A 20,204-nucleotide genomic window follows, 5' to 3' on the forward strand; every position below is an offset into this window, starting at 1 on the left:
TATGGGTTATACAATCACGGTGGTCGGACTCGGGTCCGGTGAGTTGAATCAATTACCGCTCGGGGTGTACCGCCATTTAAAACAGCAACCGCTCGTTTGGTTGCGCACGAAAGAACACCCGGTCGTTCAAGAGTTAGAGTCGGAGGGACTCGTATTCGAGTCATTTGATTCAATTTATGAATCGAGCGATACGTTTGAGGCAGTGTACGATCAAATTGTCGATACATTATTGAATAAAAGTGAAGAAATGGCCATTACGTACGCTGTACCGGGTCATCCGTTCGTCGCAGAACGCACGGTTGAGTTACTAGTAGAACGCGGAGCCGACCTTCATGTGCTCGGAGGACAAAGTTTCCTCGATGCCATGTTCCAGGCGCTTCGAATCGATCCGATCAATGGATTTCAACTGCTCGATGCGACTGCACTCGATCTTGAACGTTTGCAGGTGACTCAACATGTGCTCATCGGACAAGTGTACGATGGATTCGTAGCGGGAGATGTCAAAGTTCAACTGATGGAACGATATCCGGATGAACATCCTGTCACCCTTGTGACAGCTGCAGGCACGACACAGGAACGAATCGAGCACATTCCGTTATTCGAGATGGACCGGATAGCGGAAGTGAATAACTTGACGACGCTCTACGTTCCGCCGCTCACTGATGAATCGTATTTGGCGAAGGATTTTGCGACACTCAAACAAATCATCGCCACACTACGTGGACCAGATGGTTGTCCGTGGGACCGTAAGCAAACACACGAATCCCTTCGCAAATATCTATTGGAGGAATCGTACGAGTTAATTGAAGCGATCAATGCAGAAGATGACGACGCCATCATCGAAGAACTCGGCGATGTGTTGCTACAAGTCATGTTGCATGCCCAAATCGGAGAGGATGAAGGCTATTTCGATATTCGTGACGTAATCGGTTCAATCAGTGAAAAGATGGTGCGCCGTCATCCGCATGTCTTTGGAGAAGTCACCGTCGAAAATGCCTCTGACGTTGTGAAAAACTGGAACACGATTAAACAAGCGGAAAAAGGGGAAAAGAAACAATCGCATCTCGATGGTGTTCTCATCGACCAACCTTCATTGATGCGAGCGGAGCAACTTCAAAAGAAAGCGGCTCACGTCGGATTTGAGTGGGATGATGTATCCGGTGCCTTCGAAAAACTTGAAGAAGAGTTGAAGGAGTGGCATGAAGAACTAAGCGATGAATCAGAGCTTGGGGACGTATTGTTCTCCATCGTGAACATCGCACGATATGTCGGCCTAAATGCCGAGCAAGCATTAGAACAGACGAACCGAAAGTTCAAACGTCGATTCGAGTACATGGAAGCGAAGGGTGACCTTCAACAGATGACACTTGAACAGATGGATGCGCTTTGGAACGAGGCAAAGGAGAAAGGTTTATGAGACTAGATAAGTTTTTAAAAGTGTCACGTCTAATCAAGCGACGTACGTTGGCAAAAGAAGTAGCGGATCAAGGACGGATTCAGTTGAACGGGCAGGTTGCCAAGGCGAGTACAGAAGTAAAAGTCGGAGATGAATTACAAATTCGCTTCGGGAATAAACTAGTCACAGTCGTCATTGACTCAATCGCAGAACACGCTCGTAAAGAAGATGCGAAGGAAATGTATCGTTTACTTAAAGAAGAGAAGATGGACGGTAGTATCAACACGTAAAAAAAAGTATACTTAGTGTATTAAGAGGAGGAGGATGAGGCGATGAACGGACGTAATCCGATGGATCGACAACGGCGCATTCGAGCGTTAGATGAGCGTAGAGAACAGCTGGAAAAAGATACACATCGTCGACGAGTTCATCTTCGACGTCGCTTGGCGGCAGCCTCACTTCTCTTTCTATTTGTCATGGTATTGATTGGACAGAGTTACTTCTCGAAAGTGGGATATGTATCGGATCAACAACAAGCTTACGCACAAGCGAAAGTGGAATTGCGGGAGCAACAAGCCGAGCAGGACGAATTGAAAGAGCAAGCGGAACGTTTACAGGATGAGGATTATATCGCGAACTTGGCGCGAAACGAGCTCCTTTTCTCTAAAGATGGCGAGATTATTTTCTACTTCTCCCCTGAGGAATAAGTTGGTTCGTTGACCGTTAAGGAAACGACTCGTATAATTGTAAAGAATCAATCAAAAAAGGAGTACATTATTTTATGTCAATTGAAGTAGGAAGCAAGGTACAAGGTAAGGTTACAGGGATTACGCATTTCGGAGCGTTCGTCGAGCTCCCAAATGGCAAGACAGGATTAGTACACATCAGTGAAGTGGCAGACTCTTACGTCAAAGACATTAACGAAGTGTTGACAGTCGGTCAGGAAGTCACGGTAAAAGTGTTGAACGTCGAAAATGATGGGAAAATCGGGTTGTCCATCAAAAAAGCAGTCGATCGTCCTGTAAGTGAACGTCCTGAGCGTCCTGAACGTCCAGCTGGTGAGCGTTTCTCTCGTGGTCCACGTCCAGGTGGCCCGGGTCAAGGCGGTCCACGCGGTGGCGGTGGTCCACGCGGTGGCGGCCCACGTGGTGGTGGTCGTCGTGAACAACGCCGTGAGCCAGAAACGTTTGATACGTTGATGAGCAAGTTCTTGAAAGATAGCGACGAGCGTCTTTCGACGTTGAAACGTCAAACAGACTCAAAACGCGGTGGACGCGGAGCCAAGCGCGGGTAATCCTTCGTATACCAATTAGCTTCTACTCGTAACCATATAGGTCTTGAATAAGACGAGCCATGAACATTTTCGTTCATGGCTTTTTTTCTGTGTAAAAAAATTATGAAAAAGAACTAAAATGGTTGCTTTTTTTCGAAGAAGGGGGCAAAATAAGGAACATGAAAAAATAGTTATGTTTTATAAGTGAAGGTGGAGAGAAAAATGAATGGATGGAAACTGTGGACGGCGGAGTGGCGGAGTATCTTTAAGAACCCACGTGTGTTGGTTCCGATTCTCGCAGTCGCGCTCGTACCGTTAATGTATGCCGGTATGTTCTTATGGGCCTTTTGGGATCCGTACGGACAGATGAAAGATTTACCGGTCGCCATCGTCAATGAAGACAAAGGGGCATCGTTTGAAGGGGAGTCGCTAGAGGTCGGGAATGACCTCGTCGACAAGCTACTGGATTCAGAGGCCTTCGAGTTTGTCGAGACGACAAAGAAAGAAGCAGAATCTGGACTGAAAGACCATGATTACTACATGGCCATTGAGATTCCAGAAGATTTTTCGGAGAAAGCGACGACCGCTCTAGATGAACATCCGGAGCGATTGGAGCTCAAGTATATTGCGAATGAATCGTATAACTTCCTAGCCGCTCAAATCGGCGGTTCTGCAATGGAACAAGTCAAAGCAGAGCTTTCTACCGAAGTTTCGAAACAGTACGTCAGTGCATTGAAAGATGGATTGAACGATGTGGCTGACGGACTCGGCGATGCTGCGGACGGTGCAACGAAACTTGCGGACGGTTCAACGTCAGCGAAAGACGGTGCTGTCAAATTAGCAGATGGAACAAAACTATTAGCTTCGAAACAGCGCGAGCTCGCAGACGGGGCAAGTCAGCTAAATGATGGAATAACTCAGTTAGCCGACGGCTCATCTGAACTTGCGGATGGAACGAAACTACTCGCTTCGAAACAGCGTGAGCTCGCTAATGGAGCAAGCCAGCTAAACGACGGAGTGGCTCAATTGGCTGACGGATCTGCCGCGCTCGCTGACGGTAGTCAGCAGGTGTACAGTGGATCAGCCTCTCTTGCGGACGGTGTTCATCGTGTCAACGATGGCGCCTCCGCGTTGCAAGACGGAACAAGTCAACTCGTCGAAGGAACAGGTGCGTTCGCATCAAAACTAGACGAACTTCACGCGGGTGCGAAGACGTTGAATCAAGGCGTTCAAGACCTCGCTGCAGGAATCAATCGCTCGAAAGAAGGCGCATCTGCATTGAATGATGGTGCGACTCAACTTGCGGGTGCATTGACAAAAGCGAAGGATGGCAATGCGGCACTGATCGCGGGTCAGACCGAAGTCGTCAATGGAATTGGTCAAATGAAGGCTGAATTGACCACGAAGCAAGATGAGTTGATTGGACAATTAACCGCACTTGCTGAGTCGGGTCAATCCGCATCACCTGAAATGCTTCAAGCCATCGCTGCACAATTAAGCGAAGGGAAGCAAGAGACGGTGGCAGGGTTTGATCAATTAGCTGCTGGCGCGACCCAAGTGAAGGATGGACAAACATCGCTCGCTTCAGGTCTTGAGCAAGCAGAAGCGGGTGCTGGGAAACTATCAGCCGGCCTTTCTGACTTGAACACAGGTCAAACGAAATTGGCTGAAGGTGCAAACGCGCTAGCAAGCGGGTCAAGTCAAATCGAACAAGGGACGCAAACGGCGGCCGACCGTTCACAAGAACTCGTGTCAGCGAGCTCGAAACTGAACCAAGGTGCCACACAATTACAAGGTGGAACAACTGAACTCGCGACAGGAAGCGAAAAGCTCGTAGCCGCAACGGGACAGCTGTCCGAAGGAAGCGAAAAACTTGCGGATGGCGCGAAGAGTGCGAGCTCTGGTACAAGTGAGTTAGCAAGTGGTGCGAATCAGTTGGCGGATGGCGGTCAAAAACTGCAATCTGGTAGCCGCGAATTGGCAGATGGCGCGAAGAGTGCCGGAGCTGGAACAAGCAAGTTGACAGATGGTGCCAATCAACTCGCGGACGGAGGACAAGAACTTTCAAACGGTAGCGGAGAACTCGCGGACGGTATGAAAGATCTTGCATCGGGTAGTGATGAACTTCGTGACGCTCTAGTAAAAGGTGCGAAAGATGCAGACATTGGTTTAACGGATGACAACGTCGAGATGATGGCGGGACCGGTATCGCTCGTCGATAATTCGATCCACGAAGTGCCGAACTATGGTACAGGATTCGCGCCGTACTTCATGTCACTCGGACTTTTCGTTGGGGCACTCCTTCTCTCGATCGTTTATCCACTATACGATCCAGCAGGACGTCCGAAGCGTAGTCTATCATGGGTATTGTCGAAGTCTGGTGTCCTCGTCGTCGTCGGATTCTTACAAGCTTTGATTCTCGATGTGGCCATGGTGCAACTATTAGGCCTTGAAGTGAGTGAACCATTGAAATTCCTAGGGTTCAGCTGGTTGACGAGCATCACGTTCCTCTTTATCGTGCAGCTACTCGTCACAACACTCGGAAACCCTGGACGTTTCGTGGCGATCGTCTTATTGATTTTACAATTGACGACTTCTGCCGGAACGTTCCCGCTCGAATTGATTCCAAGAGCATTGCAACCGTTCAATGCGTTACTTCCAATGACGTATACGGTTGCCGGATATAAAGAAATTCTATCAGCGGACGGTGCACAATACTTGCAGACAGCGACCATCTATTTAGCGTTTGTGGCTGCTGGATGTTTCGCATTACTATGGGCGTACTTCCGAATCGCATGGAAGAAAAAATATCGCCAAGTCGCATCAGAAGCATGATGTAAAAACAGTATAAAATCGTGTATAGTGAGGAAGACGACACTATGCACGATTTTTTTATTAAAAAAATATAAAAAAAGAATTGACACTCGGATGGTGACTGGTTATTATAGAAAATGTGCTTAGGACACAACAATAACATGGCGGTGTAGCTCAGCTGGCTAGAGCGTACGGTTCATACCCGTGAGGTCGTGGGTTCGACTCCCTCCGCCGCTACCATTTTATTTAGGCCCGTTGGTCAAGCGGTTAAGACACCGCCCTTTCACGGCGGTAACACGGGTTCGAATCCCGTACGGGTCACTTAACCTAAGCGAAAAGAAGCCATCTCAATCGAGATGGCTTCTTTTGTTATATCAAGGAGGGAATGCATGAAAAAAGTACTCGTCGCCGTGTCCGGCGGGGTTGACTCCATTGTGTTGTTAGATCGACTCGTCAAACAGGGATGGGATGTAGCGGTAGCGCATGTCCATCATGGTCTACGTAAAGCATCGGATGAAGAGTACACGTTCGTCTCGAACGTCGCGGCATCTTATCAGATTCCGTTTCATGGAACGTCTCTCGAGTTTAAGAGAGGATCACAGGCTCGTTATCGAGAAGCCAGGTATCAATTCTTTGAAGACATCATGAATAAATATGGATACGAGACGTTGGCGACGGCCCACCACGCGGATGACGAGTTGGAAACAGTGCTCATTCAACTATACCGAAACGTGCAGGAGGTCAAAGGGATCCCGGAGAGCAGACCGTTCGGTAACGGTGTATTGATTCGTCCTTTATTGAAGGAAACGAAAGAACAGTTGATCCATTATGCGCGAATGACTGGACTTGAGTGGCGAGAAGATGTGACCAATCAGGAGTGGACGTATTTACGAAATCGAATCAGACATGAAATTGTGCCACGGTTGAAAGAGATGTGGCCGAACGTGGTGCATGAAGTCAGTGAAACGGCGAAACGGGCCCGTGCCGATTGGTATGCGCGCTATGCATTATGTGAGCGTTGGATCGATGAATACGTAGTATTCGAAATGAAAGCGTTTCATGTGAAACTCGTGGATGTTGCGCATCTATCTTCCCTTGATCGATATACAGTCGGTCGCTTGCTATCCCGTCGTTATGGGGTAGAGGTCGGTGAGGCAATCGAGAAGCTAACCGTGAGCCGAAAAGATACAGGAATCTATCATTTGACGGGAGATTGGTTCATGACGAAGCGGAATGGGGTACTTAAACTTGAACAGAACCTTAACATCAATCAACTTCCCCCGATTGAAATCGAATCGTTGCCGACGGTGATTCAATTTGGGGAGCATACGGTTTCGTTATCTGTCGTAGAAGGGCAAGAAGGTATACCGCTAGATAAAATTTCTTATCCGCTGACCGTTCGCACGATTGCACCGGGAGACCGAATGCGCTTGAACGTGGGATCGAAAAAAGTAGCACGCATTTTAATCGATGAAAAGATTGAGCGGACGATTCGCCCGACACTTCCACTACTCGAAGACGCCTCGGGACAAATTCTCGCGATTGTTGGAGTAAGAGTTTCAGAATTTCTAGACAAGTCGGATGCGATTTGCCTACGATTAATGGTAAAATGATGATTGTGTCGAAACAGAAAGAGGAGGATTTCAAGATGTCATTAATGAACGATATGGAGAAAGTTTTAATCTCACGTGAAGAGATTCAAGAAAAGGTGAAAGAACTCGCTGGAACACTGAGCGAAGACTATAAAGAAGAGTTTCCGCTTCTCGTATGTGTATTAAAAGGTGCGATGCCGTTCATGTCCGACCTCGTCAAAGAAATGGATATCCATTTAGAGATGGACTTCATGGACGTGTCGACGTATCACGGAGGAACTTCTTCAACAGGTGAAGTAAAAATCGAGAAAGATTTAAATACATCTGTAGAAGGACGCGACATCTTGATTGTAGAAGATATTATTGATAGTGGATTGACGCTTGGTTACCTCGTCGATCTTCTTAAATACCGTAAAGCGAAGTCTGTGAAGATTGTCACGCTTCTCGACAAGCCGACAGGTCGTAAAAATGGTTTATCAGCAGACTATAGCGGTTTCGTGATTCCACACGAATTCGTTGTCGGTTACGGTCTCGATTATGAAGAGAAATATCGTAACCTTCCTTACGTCGGTGTGCTCAAACCGAGCGTTTACGGGGGCTAACGTTTTTCTTTTGAAAATGTGACGTGGTAAGATAAAGGAAATCCCCAAAGTATAGGCATATACTGAATGGGCGAGAACATCGTTTCTCGGAATAGGAGGCAGAGAATGAATCGTGCAGTGAAAAACACATTGGTTTTTGGTGTGATTTTCCTAGCCTTGATCTTGTTCCTTCAATATTTGCAGAATCCGAATAGTCAGAGTGAAACGCTCTCGTATTCGAAATTCCTACAATATGTGGAAGATGATCGGATTGAGACGGCAACCGTACAAGAAATCCCGGGGGCTATCTCGATTACAGGCGATCTTACAGGAGATGAAGACCAGCGTTATGAAACAAACATTCCAGCGAACGAAGCGGAATATGCGGATGTATTAACGCAGCTTCGTGCGAATACGGATATTCAAATCGAGGAGGCTGAATCGAACAGTAGTTGGTTCAGCATCGTCTTCGCGATTTTACCGTTCATTATCATCTTCATCTTGTTCTTCTTCTTGTTGAACCAGGCGCAAGGTGGTGGCGGTGGTGGTCGTGTGATGAACTTCGGAAAATCGAAGGCGAAACTATACGACCAAGAAAAACGTCGCGTCACATTCAAAGATGTGGCTGGGGCGGACGAAGAGAAGCAAGAACTCATTGAAGTCGTTGAATTCTTGAAAGATCCTCGCAAATTCTCGAAACTCGGCGCACGTATTCCAAAAGGGGTCTTACTCGTTGGTCCTCCAGGGACAGGTAAAACACTCTTGGCTCGTGCGGTAGCCGGTGAAGCCGGTGTTCCGTTCTTCTCGATCTCAGGTTCGGACTTCGTTGAGATGTTCGTCGGGGTCGGGGCATCACGTGTTCGTGACTTGTTCGAAAACGCGAAAAAGAATGCACCATGTATCATCTTCATCGATGAAATTGATGCGGTCGGTCGCCAACGTGGTGCCGGTCTCGGTGGTGGACACGATGAACGTGAACAAACATTGAACCAACTCCTTGTTGAGATGGATGGATTCAGTGATAACGAAGGGATCATCATGGTTGCGGCGACAAACCGTCCGGATATCCTTGACCCAGCCCTCCTTCGTCCAGGTCGTTTTGACCGTCAAATCACGGTCGATCGTCCGGATGTCAAAGGACGCGAAGAAGTACTGAAAGTCCATGCACGCAACAAGCCACTCGATTCGACGGTAGACTTGAAGTCGATCGCACAACGTACGCCTGGTTTCTCTGGGGCAGACTTAGAGAACCTCTTGAACGAAGCGGCACTCGTTGCGGCACGTTCGAACCGTACAGCCGTTTCAGTGGTTGATGTGGAAGAAGCGATTGACCGTGTCATCGCCGGTCCTTCGAAGAAGAGCCGCATCATCTCGGAAAAAGAGCGCAACATTGTTGCATATCACGAAGCAGGTCACACAATCATCGGTCTCGAGCTTGAGAATGCGGATGAAGTACACAAAGTGACGATCGTTCCACGCGGAAACGCGGGCGGATATGTCGTCATGCTTCCGAAAGAAGATCGTTACTTCATGACAAAACCAGAACTCGAAGACAAGATTGTCGGTCTTCTTGGTGGGCGCGTCGCTGAAGATGTCATCTTTGGTGAAGTGTCGACCGGGGCGAGCAATGACTTCCAACGTGCGACTGGTATCGCACGTAAGATGGTCATGGATTACGGGATGAGTGATAAACTCGGACCGCTCCAACTCGGTTCAAACCATGGCGGACAAGTCTTCCTTGGTCGCGATTTCCAGACAGAGCAGAACTACTCCGATGCGATCGCGCAAGAAATCGATTTGGAGATTCGAGACATCATCAATCGCTGTTACGCGAAAGCGAAACAGATTTTGACAGAACGTCGCGAAGATCTCGAACTCGTTGCGAAGACGTTGCTTGATGTCGAAACGCTCGACTCGAAACAGATTCGTCATTTGATCAAGACACGCGAATATCTCCCGCATGAGCCGGAAGAGGACGTGGATGGATCGGTGGATGCGGACGACGCAGCGAAGAAAGATGAGGCAGCCGTTCAACACGGTCAAGTCGTCGATCAACCTGAAGTTGTCCAGGACAGCCAGCCGGATGTCGTACCTGAAGGCGATAAGCCAGAAGCGACACCGACAGAACGTCCGAATAACGAATCACGTTAATGAATGAGACGAATGCCCTTCACGAGGCATTCGTCTTTTTTCGTGTTATAATTCGAGCGAACTGCAATTGACAACAAAGTGAGGAACTATATCATGATTTTAGTGATTGATGTTGGAAATACAAATATTGTTCTTGGGATGTACGATGGAGATCATCTCGTACACCATTGGCGCATCTCAACCGATCGTACAAAAACAACGGATGAATACGGCATGTTGGTGAAATCGCTATTCGACCATTCGAACGTCTCGTTCGATCAAGTCGAAGGTGTCATCTTATCCTCTGTCGTACCTCCTGTTATTTTCCCACTTGAACAAATGTCACAACGATACTTCAATGTACGTCCAATCGTTGTGGGACCAGGTGTGAAGACAGGGTTGGACATTCACGTCGAGAATCCTCGCGAAGTCGGGGCCGACCGAATTGTCAACGCGGTAGCAGGGATCGCCAAATATGACGGTCCGCTCATAATTGTTGATTTTGGAACGGCAACCACGTATTGTTACATCGATGAGAAACGTCGTTACCATGGCGGAATCATCTCACCGGGTATCATGATCTCAGTGGAGGCGCTCTATCAGCGTGCCGCTAAACTACCTCGGATTGAATTGGCGACCCCACCGACAGTCATTGGAAAGAACACGATTCAAGCGATGCAGTCCGGAACGTATTACGGGTATGTGGCCCAAGTGGATGGTATTGTGAATCGAATGAAGCGCGAAGTCGGTGAAGCGACCGTCATTGCGACGGGCGGACTGGCACGATTGATCAGTGAACATGCAGAGACGATCGACCATGTGGATTCGTTCCTGACACTCGAAGGCCTTCGTCTCATTTACGAGCGCAATCAAAAGTAAACTAAAGGAGTTAAATCATATGATTCATACAGAACAACAAGCATTACTCGATCAGATGAAAGATGACTATCTCGTTCGTGCCCTCGGTTTTAACGGAGAAGTCCGTGCCTTTGCTGCACGTACGACAAAAACGGTGTATGAAACTCAACTTCGTCACCAGACGACACCGGTTGCTTCAGCTGCCCTCGGACGGACGATGACAATCGGCTCGATGATTGGAGCGATGCAAAAAGGTGCAGCGCGCGTCACGCTTAAAGTAGAAGGTGATGGTCCAATCGGGAAAATCATCGTGGACGCAGATACAGCAGGAGATGTCCGTGGATACGTATCGTACCCGCGTGTCGATGGCGGAACATTCGTCAACGAACAAGGGATGACGAAGTTGAAAGTCGGTGAAGCTGTCGGGAAAGGAACGATTTCCGTCATCAAAGACTTAGGATTGAAAGACTATGTCGGAGGATCTTCAGAGATTCAAACGGGCGAAATCAGTGAAGACTTCACGTACTACTTCGCAACATCTGAACAAGTGCCATCAGTCGTCGGAGCAGGTGTCCTCGTCTTACCGGAAGACGAATCCATTCTTGCTGCAGGCGGAATCATCGTCCAGTTACTTCCGAATGCATCTGAAGAGACGGTTCAAGCGCTCGAAACAGCGCTTCAAACGTTCCCACCCGTATCTGTCCTAATCGGGGAAGAAAAAACACCAGAAGAAATGCTTCAATTACTCCTTGGTGACAGCCTCGATGTCCTCGACACGAACCCGATTCAGTTCAACTGCACATGCAGTCGTGAACGAATGGAAAGCGCCATTATCGGTCTCGGAAAAGAAGAGATTCGTCAGATGATTGAAGAAGATGGCGGAGCCGAGGCAGTTTGCCATTTCTGTGGTGAAAAGTATCATTTCTCAGCTGAACAGTTAGAGACGATGAAAGAACAGGCGCAATCGTAAGCAACGTTCCAAATTGCATATTTTCAATTCGATAGGGTATGATAACAATATCGGAATAGTCGGAATTATGAAGGAGGAAATGGAATGCGAATCGTAAACTCAGTAACAGACTTGATTGGAAAGACCCCAATTGTGAAATTGAATGGGATGACTGGACCAGAGGATGCCAACGTGTATCTGAAGCTCGAATATATGAATCCAGGATCAAGCGTCAAAGATCGGATTGCCCTTGCTATGATCGAAGCGGCTGAAAAAGATGGTATCTTGAAGCCGGGTGATACCATCATCGAGCCGACAAGCGGGAACACAGGTATCGGTCTCGCCATGGTTAGTGCCGCAAAAGGATATACGGCCATTCTCGTCATGCCTGAGACGATGAGCATGGAACGCCGAAACCTCCTTCGCGGATATGGAGCCGAACTCATTTTAACCCCAGGACCTGAAGGGATGGGTGGTGCGATTCGTCGCGCCACGGAAGAAGCAGAGAAACATGGCTACTTCCTCCCGCAACAATTCAACAACGCAGCCAACCCGAACGTCCACGAAATGACGACGGGACCTGAGATTGTGGAGGCGTTTGAAGAATCAGGACTTTCTGTGGACGCGCTCATTGCGGGTGTCGGGACAGGCGGTACCATTACCGGTGCAGGTAAAGTCGTGAAAGCGAAGTACCCGGACGTCAAAATTTTAGCCGTTGAACCGGTCGATTCACCTGTCTTATCGGGCGGGAAGCCGGGACCTCACAAGATTCAAGGGATCGGAGCTGGATTCGTTCCATCAATCCTCGACACAGAGATTTATGAAGGTGTTCTTCAAATCACAACAGAGCAAGCGTTTGAGTACGCTCGCCAAGCGGCACGTACGAATGGTGTCCTCGGTGGAATTTCTTCAGGGGCCGCCATTGCAGCGGCACTTGATACGGCGAAACGCCTCGGTAAAGGGAAAAATGTATTGGCGATTATCCCGTCAAACGGGGAACGTTACTTGAGCACACCGCTTTATCAATTCGATGAAGAATCAAACGAAAGTCGCGTATAACAATTCAGGCAGTAATCGAGAGACATTCTCTTTCGGTTGCTGCCTTTTCTTGTGTACAATAAAAGGCATGAATGAATAGACGGAGGAATGACCAGTGAGATCGACAGCGTTCAGAACGAAGCGGATGACGAAAGAAAAGATGTATGAGGCATATATGACGTTGACGGCAGACCAGCCGTACCATGCATGGCTAGAAAGTGGAAGGGCGGGACGATATACGATTGCGGGAATCGAACCGTTCGGTCGCTTCCATGTAAAAGATGGTGTCGGTCTTTTGCATGTAGGGGAAACAACTGAAACGATGTATGGGAAACCGCTCGAGTTGGTCAGTGAAGTTCGACAACGTTTTGAGGCTGAACGACCGGAAGGGGCACCCCCCTTCTTCGGTGGCATGATTGGGTATATCAGCTATGACGTGGCTCGAACGATTGAACGACTCCCTGATCAGGCAGAGGATGATTTATCGACGCCGGACGTCTCGTTTCTTTTGTTTGACGAAGTAGCTGTGTTTGACGAGGAGAGTTCGATCCTTTACTTGATGGTCACGGCAGAGGGTGATGCTGAACGTAAAGCGGATCGATTGGCAGCCATGTGGAACGTCGAATCCCATTTTGCGTTCAAGCCGACTGAACAATTGCCTGTTGAGCGTTCGCGTTCCATGTCTCAGGACGAATTTGTGGAGGCGGTCAAGCGGATTCAGTCATATATTGTGGAAGGTGACGTGTTCCAAGTGAACTTGAGCGTTCGTCAATCTGAACCACTTCTCGCCGATCCGCGTCGTATATACGATACGCTTCGTCAAATGAATCCATCTCCGTACATGGGATACTTTGTGGATGATGCCTTGACAATGGTCTCCGCTTCACCGGAACTGTTGATCGAAAAGCACGGATCTGATATCTCGACGCGCCCGATTGCGGGTACCCGTCCACGTGGGAAAGATGATGCGGAAGATTTGGAATTGGCCAATACACTTCTTGAAAACGAGAAAGAGCGGGCGGAACACGTCATGCTCGTCGATCTCGAACGGAACGACCTTGGCAAGGTAGCGGCATATGGCAGTGTACACGTCGATGAATTGATGGTGATTGAGAAGTATTCACACGTACAGCATATCGTCTCGAACGTACGTGGCACGATTCGCGAAGACATATCAGGAGCCGAAGCACTGGCAGCGATGTTCCCAGGTGGCACGATCACCGGAGCTCCGAAAATCCGGACGATGGAAATTATCGAAGAACTCGAACCAGTTCGCCGGGGATTATACACCGGGTCATATGGATGGTTAAGTTGGGACGACGACCTCGTCTTTAACATCACCATTCGAACGATGGTCGTGAAAGAGGGGATGGCATACGTTCAGGCCGGAGCAGGAATCGTCATCGACTCGGACCCGGTTTCTGAGTACGAAGAATCACTGTCCAAAGCGAAGGCGCTATGGGCAGCGAAACAATTAACGGAGGAGACGACATGATTGTACTAATCGACAACTATGACTCATTCACATATAACTTAGTGCAGTATTTTGGGGAACTCGGTGAAGAACTGGTCGTGTATCGAAACGATGAAATCACGATTCAAGAGATTGAGGCACTTGCCCCGAGCTATCTCGTCATTTCTCCAGGTCCTTGTACACCGAACGAAGCGGGAATCAGTATCGAAGCAATCCAAACGTTCGCAGGCCGTATTCCGATTTTAGGGGTTTGCCTCGGTCATCAAGCGATTGCGCAAGCGTTCGGCGGAGAAGTTATTCATGCGGAGCGGCTCATGCATGGAAAAACATCGAAGATTCAACATGACGGAAAGTCGATTTTCAAAGGTATTCCTCAACAAACCATTGTGACCCGCTATCATTCGTTAGCCGTGGAACGTTCGTCTCTACCGGAATGTCTCGCAGTCACTGCAGAGACGGAGACTGGGGAAATCATGGCGCTCCGTCATCGAACGCTTCCGATTGAAGGGGTGCAATATCACCCTGAAGCGATTTTGACCGAGCATGGGAAAGACATGATTCAAAACTTTATTGAGGAGTATCGTCATGTGGTATTGGCATAACGGGGAGGTAATCGAACGAGAAAAAGTATGGATTCCGGTTGAGGATCATGGTTTCTTGTATGGAATGGGATTGTTCGAGACGTTTCGCACATACAATTCCGTCCCTTTTCTGTTCGATGCCCATTGGGAGCGTTTGATGAAGAGTCTCGATGAGTTGTGGATTCACTTTCCGTATACGAAAGCAGACATCGAGGCGGCGATTCAGCAACTGTGCCGGCAAAACGATGCACCCAACCTCTATATCCGTTTGAACGTATCGGCAGGGGTTGCGCCACTTGGTCTTCATGCCGGGCGTTATGAGGCGCCGAACGTCACGATGATCGTCAAACCACTGCCGGAAGCAGTCGAGCCACAGGAGAAACAGGTCGAGTCGATCCCGTTCCCAAGAAGCCGTCCAGAAGCAGCATTTCGATTAAAATCGCATCATTACATGAACAATATCCTTGGGAAACGGACCTTACAAGACCAGAGTGCTGAAGGGCTGTTTGCGGATGAACACGGATATGTAGTGGAAGGGCTCGTGTCGAACATCTTTTGGGTCGGTTCGGATGATGTGTTATGCACGACGCCCCTTTCGAGTGGAGCGCTCGCAGGTGTGACGCGGAACTGGGTGATGAAACATTTTCCTGTGGTTGAGCAACCAATCACATTTGCAGAATTAGCTGTAGCGAAAGAGATATGGATGACGAATTCAATCCAACAAATCGCTCCGGTGACGCATTATCAGAATCATCATTATCCCGGAAAAGACGGGAGTCGATTTAAAGAAGTGTGGGCGAAACTGATTCGCTCTATTGGTTAGGAGGCGGAAACATGACGAAAATCATGGGTATTTTAAACGTGACCCCGGACTCGTTTTCGGATGGGGGACGATATACGGCAATCGAGGAGGCCGTGCGACATGCGAAACAACTCGTTCAAGATGGCGCCGATGCGATTGATGTTGGAGGGGAATCGACGCGTCCGGGTGCAATCCTTGTTTCTGCTGAAGAAGAGATTGAGCGGGTCGTCCCGATTATTCAACGACTGAGAAAAGAAGTCGATGTTCCGATTTCGATTGATACGTATAAGCCGACGGTTGCGAAAGCGGCATTAGAGGCCGGTGCAACGATCATCAATGACGTGTGGGGTTCGAAATGGGGAGACTGCTCGATGGCACGGGTTGCTTTCGAATATGGGGTTCCCATCATTCTCATGCACAACCGGGAAGACTGGGATTATCATCATTTCGTTGAAGACGTCGTCCGCGACTTGCAAGAATCGATCGACATCGCGCATGCGGCAGGCGTAAAAGATGAGCACATTTGGTTAGACCCGGGCATTGGGTTTGCGAAAGACGTGACGCAAAACCTTGAGCTCATGGACCATCTCGATGTGATTACACGTCTCGGGTATCCTGTGCTACTCGGTACGTCGCGCAAATCGTTTATCGGGCAGACGCTCGATTTACCGACAGAGGAGCGGCTCGAAGGGACGATCGCGACGACGTGTCTCGGAATCATGAAAGGATGCGACTGGGTGCGTGTTCACGATGTCAAAGAGAACGCCCGTGCGGCAAAGATGATGGATGCGATGATCGGAGGAAGTAGACGTGGATAAAATTTTTGTGAACGGGATGCGCTTTTATGGGTACCACGGAGTATTTGAAGAAGAGAATCGTCTCGGGCAACGGTTTCACGTGGATTTAATGTGTGAACTGGACCTCGCGCCTGCGGGACGTTCGGATGATTTGAATAACGGGGTCAGCTATGCCGGTTTGTATCAATTGACGGAAGACATTGTGACGGGTGAACCGGTCAATTTACTCGAAACACTTGGAGAACGCATCACGACAGCCGTGTTGGCGCATCATGATTTGATTCAACGTGTGACGGTTAAAGTGATTAAACCGGATCCACCCATCCCGGGACACTATGACTCGGTGGCAATCGAAATGACAAGGGGACGGATGTCATGATTTATGTTGCATTAGGAGCAAACATCGGAGATCGGGCTGGACAATTGTCTGCCGCGATCGATGAGATGGAGCGGGTAGGTCTCCACGTCACGAAGCAGTCGTCGGTTTATGAGACGGCCCCTGTCGGATATACAGAGCAACCTTCGTTTTATAACATGGTCGTTGAAGTGAAGAGTCGCCAATCCGCGGAGGAACTGCTCCAAACGCTTCAACAAATCGAACAACGATTAGGACGGGAACGTCTATTTAAGAATGGTCCGCGTACCATCGACCTTGACATCCTCTTTTATAATGGGGAAGATATACAATCAGAACACTTAACGGTTCCGCATCCGCGTATGCAGGAACGGGCATTTGTGCTCGCCCCGTTAGCGGAGATTGCACCGGAACTAATTGTAAAAGGACGAACAGTCACTTCTTGGCTTGACGAGTTACCGAGGATAGACCGCGAAGATGTCGTTCAGTTATCGTTGCTTACGAATTTGGTGAAATGAAGGATGTGTTGTCTTGACAGGCTTTAAGATTGGAAACATAGAGATTAAAAACCGTGCGGTCCTCGCGCCGATGGCCGGCGTGACGAACCCCGCGTTCCGCTTGATTGCAAAAGAGTTCGGAGCAGGGCTCGTTTGTGCCGAGATGGTGAGCGATAAAGGCATCTTGCTCGAGAACGCTCGGACGATGCGTATGCTATATGTCGATGAACGGGAGAAACCGCTCAGTTTACAAATCTTTGGCGGTTCGAAAGATACACTCGTCAAAGCGGCACAGTACGTCGACCAAAACACGAATGCAGATATTATTGATATCAACATGGGGTGTCCCGTTCCAAAAGTGACGAAGTGTGATGCTGGGGCGAAGTGGTTACTCGACCCGGATAAAGTGTACGAAATGGTCAATGCCGTCACCAATGTCGTCGAAAAACCGGTCACGGTGAAAATGCGCCTCGGCTGGGATGATGAACATATCTTTATTTTGGATAACGTCAAAGCGGCTCAGACGGGTGGAGCGGCAGCGATTGCCATTCACGGACGTACACGGGCACAACAATATGAAGGAACTGCAAATTGGGATTGGATTGGCGAGGCGAAGAAAGTAGCCACCGTACCGATTATCGGGAATGGTGATATCGCGACTCCTCAAGATGCGAAGCGTGTCATCGACCAATACGGTGTGGATGCCGTCATGATCGGTCGCGCTGCACTCGGGAACCCGTGGATGCTTTATCAAACGGTTCAGTACCTTGAAACAGGTGAACTTCCGCCGGAACCAGAGGCTCGGGAGAAAATCGATATTTGTATGCTCCATCTCGATCGGTTGAGTGCAATCAAAGGTGAACTGACGGCCGTTCGCGAAATGCGTCAACATGCAGCCTGGTACTTGAAGGGGTTGAAGGGGAGCGGTCCAATTCGTAAGCAAATCAACGAAACGGAATCACGCGAAGCGTTTGCGGCGGTTCTTTATGGGTTTGTCGATCAACTTGAGCGACAACTGTCAGAAGTGTGAACTAGAGAAATGAACTAATTTATGGTAAGCTTGTTTGGCGAAAAAGTGCACCACAACGAATGAACGGCTTCGGCTGTGCTGTTGACCATCGGGTCGACAGTTTTTTGTTAGGGATAAACCAATATGGATAGAGGAGTGAATGGAATAGTGAGCAACGAGTTGGAAATGAATGATCAAATGCAGGTTCGTTTTGAGAAGATGACCGACATGCGCGAACGTGGTCTAGACCCGTTCGGTCATCGCTTTGATCGTTCTGCGCACGCAGGTGAACTACATGAGCAGTATGAATCAATTGAAAAAGAGGCTTTGGCTGAACAAGATGTCGAAGTGACATTGGCAGGTCGTATCATGACGAAACGTGGGAAAGGGAAAGTATTCTTTGCCCACATTCAAGATGTGACGGGTCAAATTCAAATTTATGTTCGCAAAAATGATGTCGGTGATGAGCCATTTGACTTGTTCAAATCTTCAGACCTTGGTGACATCGTCGGTGTGAAAGGGAAGCTCTTTAAAACCAACGTAGGTGAGCTCTCGATTCACGTAGAAGAGTTTGAATTATTGACGAAGGCCCTTCGCCCGCTTCCTGATAAATATCATGGATTGAAAGATGTGGAGCAACGCTATCGCCAACGCTATCTTGACTTGATCACAAACCAAGATTCGCGTCAGACATTTATTTTACGTAGCCGCATCATTTCGGAGATTCGTAACTTCTTAAACCAAAAAGGATATTTAGAAGTAGAAACACCGATGTTACACACGATTGCCGGTGGAGCAGCAGCGCGTCCGTTCTTAACGCACCATAATGCATTGGATATGGAACTATACATGCGTATTGCAATCGAACTTCACTTGAAACGCTTGATCGTTGGTGGACTCGAGCGCGTTTATGAAATCGGACGTGTCTTCCGTAACGAAGGGATTTCAACACGTCACAACCCTGAATTCACGATGATCGAATTGTATGAGGCGTATGCAGATTACAATGACATCATGGATTTGACGGAAGAATTGGTTGCGCACGTGGCGAAAGAAGTGCTCGGCACCACAGATGTACAATATGGTGAAGATACGATTCACCTTGGCATCGGTTGGAAACGTGCACACATGGTCGACCTTGTTAAAGAAGAGACAGGTGTAGACTTCTGGCAACAAATGTCCGATGAAGAAGCACGCGCCCTCGCTAAAGAGCATGGTGTAGAAGTGCAAGATCATATGACGTTTGGTCATATCGTGAATGAATTCTTCGAGCAGAAAGTGGAAGAGACATTGCTTCAACCGACATTTGTCACAGGACACCCTGTTGAAGTGTCGCCATTGGCGAAGAAGAACGAAACAGACCCACGCTTCACGGATCGCTTTGAATTGTTCATCGTTCGTCGTGAACATGCGAATGCCTTCACGGAGTTAAACGACCCGATCGATCAACGTGAGCGTTTTGAAGCGCAGTTGCTTGAAAAAGAAGCAGGGAACGATGAAGCGCACGAACTCGATAACGATTTCCTTGAGGCGCTTGAATATGGTATGCCGCCGACAGGGGGACTCGGAATCGGGATTGACCGTCTCGTCATGCTATTGACGAACGCACCTTCAATCCGCGACGTTCTTCTTTTCCCAACAATGCGTCATCAACAATAATGGATTGTAGAGGCCGAATCATACGAGAGTGTGATTCGGCTTTTTTTATTATTTAGTTAAGAAACGCGTAGGTAAGCCATTGAATAGGAGAAATCATCTAGGGGGAAAACTTTTTTGAAAAAACTTTAAGAAAAACCCTTGCGTTAATGAGAGGTGTGGGGTAAAGTAATAAACGTTGCCGCTGATGGCAGCGGAAAAGAAATAAAAAAAGTGGTTGACAACTGTGTCGATGACTTGTATTATTTTAAGAGTCGCAAAGAGCGACAGACGAACTTTGAAAACTGAACGATGAGGCAAAAATAAGTTTTATCATTTTTGAATGAAGCGCAAGCTTCGTCAATTTAAGAGCTATATCAAATTCTTTGGAGAGTTTGATCCTGGCTCAGGACGAACGCTGGC

19 protein-coding genes and 2 tRNA genes are annotated in these 20,204 nt (G+C 48.3%); all 21 read left to right on the plus strand.

Annotated features, from left to right (window positions below; all coding sequences use genetic code 11):
- Window position 1 precedes the first annotated feature (1 nt).
- The 21 genes from yabN (at window position 2) to lysS (ending at window position 19,805) form a co-directional block, all read left to right on the plus strand.
- Window positions 2–1,417, plus strand: a complete 1,416-nt coding sequence (gene yabN, locus KNO90_RS14315; protein WP_214743107.1) for a bifunctional methyltransferase/pyrophosphohydrolase YabN — start codon at window positions 2–4, stop codon at window positions 1,415–1,417.
- On the plus strand, window positions 1,414–1,686 hold the full coding sequence (locus KNO90_RS14320) for an RNA-binding S4 domain-containing protein (RefSeq protein WP_214743108.1): 273 nt from the start codon (window positions 1,414–1,416) through the stop codon (window positions 1,684–1,686). The genes yabN and KNO90_RS14320 overlap by 4 nt, the downstream gene beginning before the upstream one ends.
- A 42-nt stretch (window positions 1,687–1,728) precedes the next feature.
- A complete protein-coding gene (locus KNO90_RS14325) occupies window positions 1,729–2,103 on the plus strand; it encodes an FtsB family cell division protein (RefSeq protein ID WP_214743109.1) in 375 nt (124 codons plus the stop codon).
- Between the two features lie 74 nt (window positions 2,104–2,177).
- The gene (locus tag KNO90_RS14330) at window positions 2,178–2,690 is read left to right on the plus strand and encodes a S1 domain-containing RNA-binding protein (protein ID WP_012727724.1); all 513 of its coding nucleotides are present in this window, start codon (window positions 2,178–2,180) and stop codon (window positions 2,688–2,690) included.
- Between the two features lie 201 nt (window positions 2,691–2,891).
- Complete coding sequence (locus KNO90_RS14335) at window positions 2,892–5,504, plus strand: YhgE/Pip domain-containing protein (protein ID WP_215113886.1); 2,613 nt, start codon at window positions 2,892–2,894, stop codon at window positions 5,502–5,504.
- A 142-nt stretch (window positions 5,505–5,646) separates the two neighbouring features.
- Window positions 5,647–5,723 (plus strand) — tRNA-Met (locus KNO90_RS14340).
- A gap of 9 nt (window positions 5,724–5,732) precedes the next feature.
- A tRNA-Glu gene (locus tag KNO90_RS14345) sits at window positions 5,733–5,804 on the plus strand.
- A 68-nt stretch (window positions 5,805–5,872) separates the two neighbouring features.
- Window positions 5,873–7,096 carry a tRNA lysidine(34) synthetase TilS gene (tilS, locus tag KNO90_RS14350; RefSeq protein ID WP_215113887.1) on the plus strand — a complete coding sequence of 408 codons (1,224 nt, stop codon included), beginning with the start codon at window positions 5,873–5,875 and terminating at the stop codon, window positions 7,094–7,096.
- A gap of 35 nt (window positions 7,097–7,131) precedes the next feature.
- Window positions 7,132–7,677 carry a hypoxanthine phosphoribosyltransferase gene (gene hpt, locus KNO90_RS14355; protein ID WP_214743112.1) on the plus strand — a complete coding sequence of 182 codons (546 nt, stop codon included), beginning with the start codon at window positions 7,132–7,134 and terminating at the stop codon, window positions 7,675–7,677.
- Window positions 7,678–7,782: 105 nt separating this feature from the next.
- On the plus strand, window positions 7,783–9,807 hold the full coding sequence (ftsH, locus tag KNO90_RS14360) for an ATP-dependent zinc metalloprotease FtsH (RefSeq protein ID WP_214743113.1): 2,025 nt from the start codon (window positions 7,783–7,785) through the stop codon (window positions 9,805–9,807).
- Between the two features lie 93 nt (window positions 9,808–9,900).
- Complete coding sequence (locus tag KNO90_RS14365; RefSeq protein ID WP_074035307.1) at window positions 9,901–10,665, plus strand: type III pantothenate kinase; 765 nt, start codon at window positions 9,901–9,903, stop codon at window positions 10,663–10,665.
- Between the two features lie 19 nt (window positions 10,666–10,684).
- A complete protein-coding gene (gene hslO / locus KNO90_RS14370) occupies window positions 10,685–11,614 on the plus strand; it encodes an Hsp33 family molecular chaperone HslO (RefSeq protein ID WP_285800745.1) in 930 nt (309 codons plus the stop codon).
- Window positions 11,615–11,698: 84 nt separating this feature from the next.
- Entirely contained in the window at window positions 11,699–12,652 is a 954-nt protein-coding gene (gene cysK / locus KNO90_RS14375; RefSeq protein ID WP_215113888.1) for a cysteine synthase A, read from the plus strand.
- Between the two features lie 94 nt (window positions 12,653–12,746).
- A complete protein-coding gene (locus tag KNO90_RS14380; protein ID WP_353048501.1) occupies window positions 12,747–14,126 on the plus strand; it encodes an anthranilate synthase component I family protein in 1,380 nt (459 codons plus the stop codon).
- Complete coding sequence (pabA, locus tag KNO90_RS14385) at window positions 14,123–14,707, plus strand: aminodeoxychorismate/anthranilate synthase component II (protein WP_214743115.1); 585 nt, start codon at window positions 14,123–14,125, stop codon at window positions 14,705–14,707. Before KNO90_RS14380 ends, pabA begins: the two co-directional genes overlap by 4 nt.
- On the plus strand, window positions 14,691–15,509 hold the full coding sequence (locus KNO90_RS14390) for an aminotransferase class IV (protein WP_214743116.1): 819 nt from the start codon (window positions 14,691–14,693) through the stop codon (window positions 15,507–15,509). The genes pabA and KNO90_RS14390 overlap by 17 nt, the downstream gene beginning before the upstream one ends.
- A gap of 11 nt (window positions 15,510–15,520) precedes the next feature.
- Window positions 15,521–16,306, plus strand: a complete 786-nt coding sequence (gene folP / locus KNO90_RS14395) for a dihydropteroate synthase (RefSeq protein ID WP_215113889.1) — start codon at window positions 15,521–15,523, stop codon at window positions 16,304–16,306.
- Complete coding sequence (gene folB, locus KNO90_RS14400; protein ID WP_214743118.1) at window positions 16,299–16,664, plus strand: dihydroneopterin aldolase; 366 nt, start codon at window positions 16,299–16,301, stop codon at window positions 16,662–16,664. Before folP ends, folB begins: the two co-directional genes overlap by 8 nt.
- The gene (gene folK / locus KNO90_RS14405) at window positions 16,661–17,158 is read left to right on the plus strand and encodes a 2-amino-4-hydroxy-6-hydroxymethyldihydropteridine diphosphokinase (protein WP_214743119.1); all 498 of its coding nucleotides are present in this window, start codon (window positions 16,661–16,663) and stop codon (window positions 17,156–17,158) included. Before folB ends, folK begins: the two co-directional genes overlap by 4 nt.
- Window positions 17,159–17,228: 70 nt before the next feature.
- Window positions 17,229–18,167, plus strand: a complete 939-nt coding sequence (dusB, locus tag KNO90_RS14410; protein WP_483299299.1) for a tRNA dihydrouridine synthase DusB — start codon at window positions 17,229–17,231, stop codon at window positions 18,165–18,167.
- A 147-nt stretch (window positions 18,168–18,314) separates the two neighbouring features.
- Window positions 18,315–19,805: a lysine--tRNA ligase gene (gene lysS, locus KNO90_RS14415; RefSeq protein WP_214743121.1), complete on the plus strand. Its 1,491-nt coding sequence runs from the start codon at window positions 18,315–18,317 to the stop codon at window positions 19,803–19,805.
- The last annotated feature ends 399 nt before the right edge of the window (window positions 19,806–20,204 follow it).

The organism is Exiguobacterium sp. s63, assembly GCF_018617335.1.
Taxonomy (GTDB): Bacteria; Bacillota; Bacilli; order Exiguobacteriales; family Exiguobacteriaceae; genus Exiguobacterium.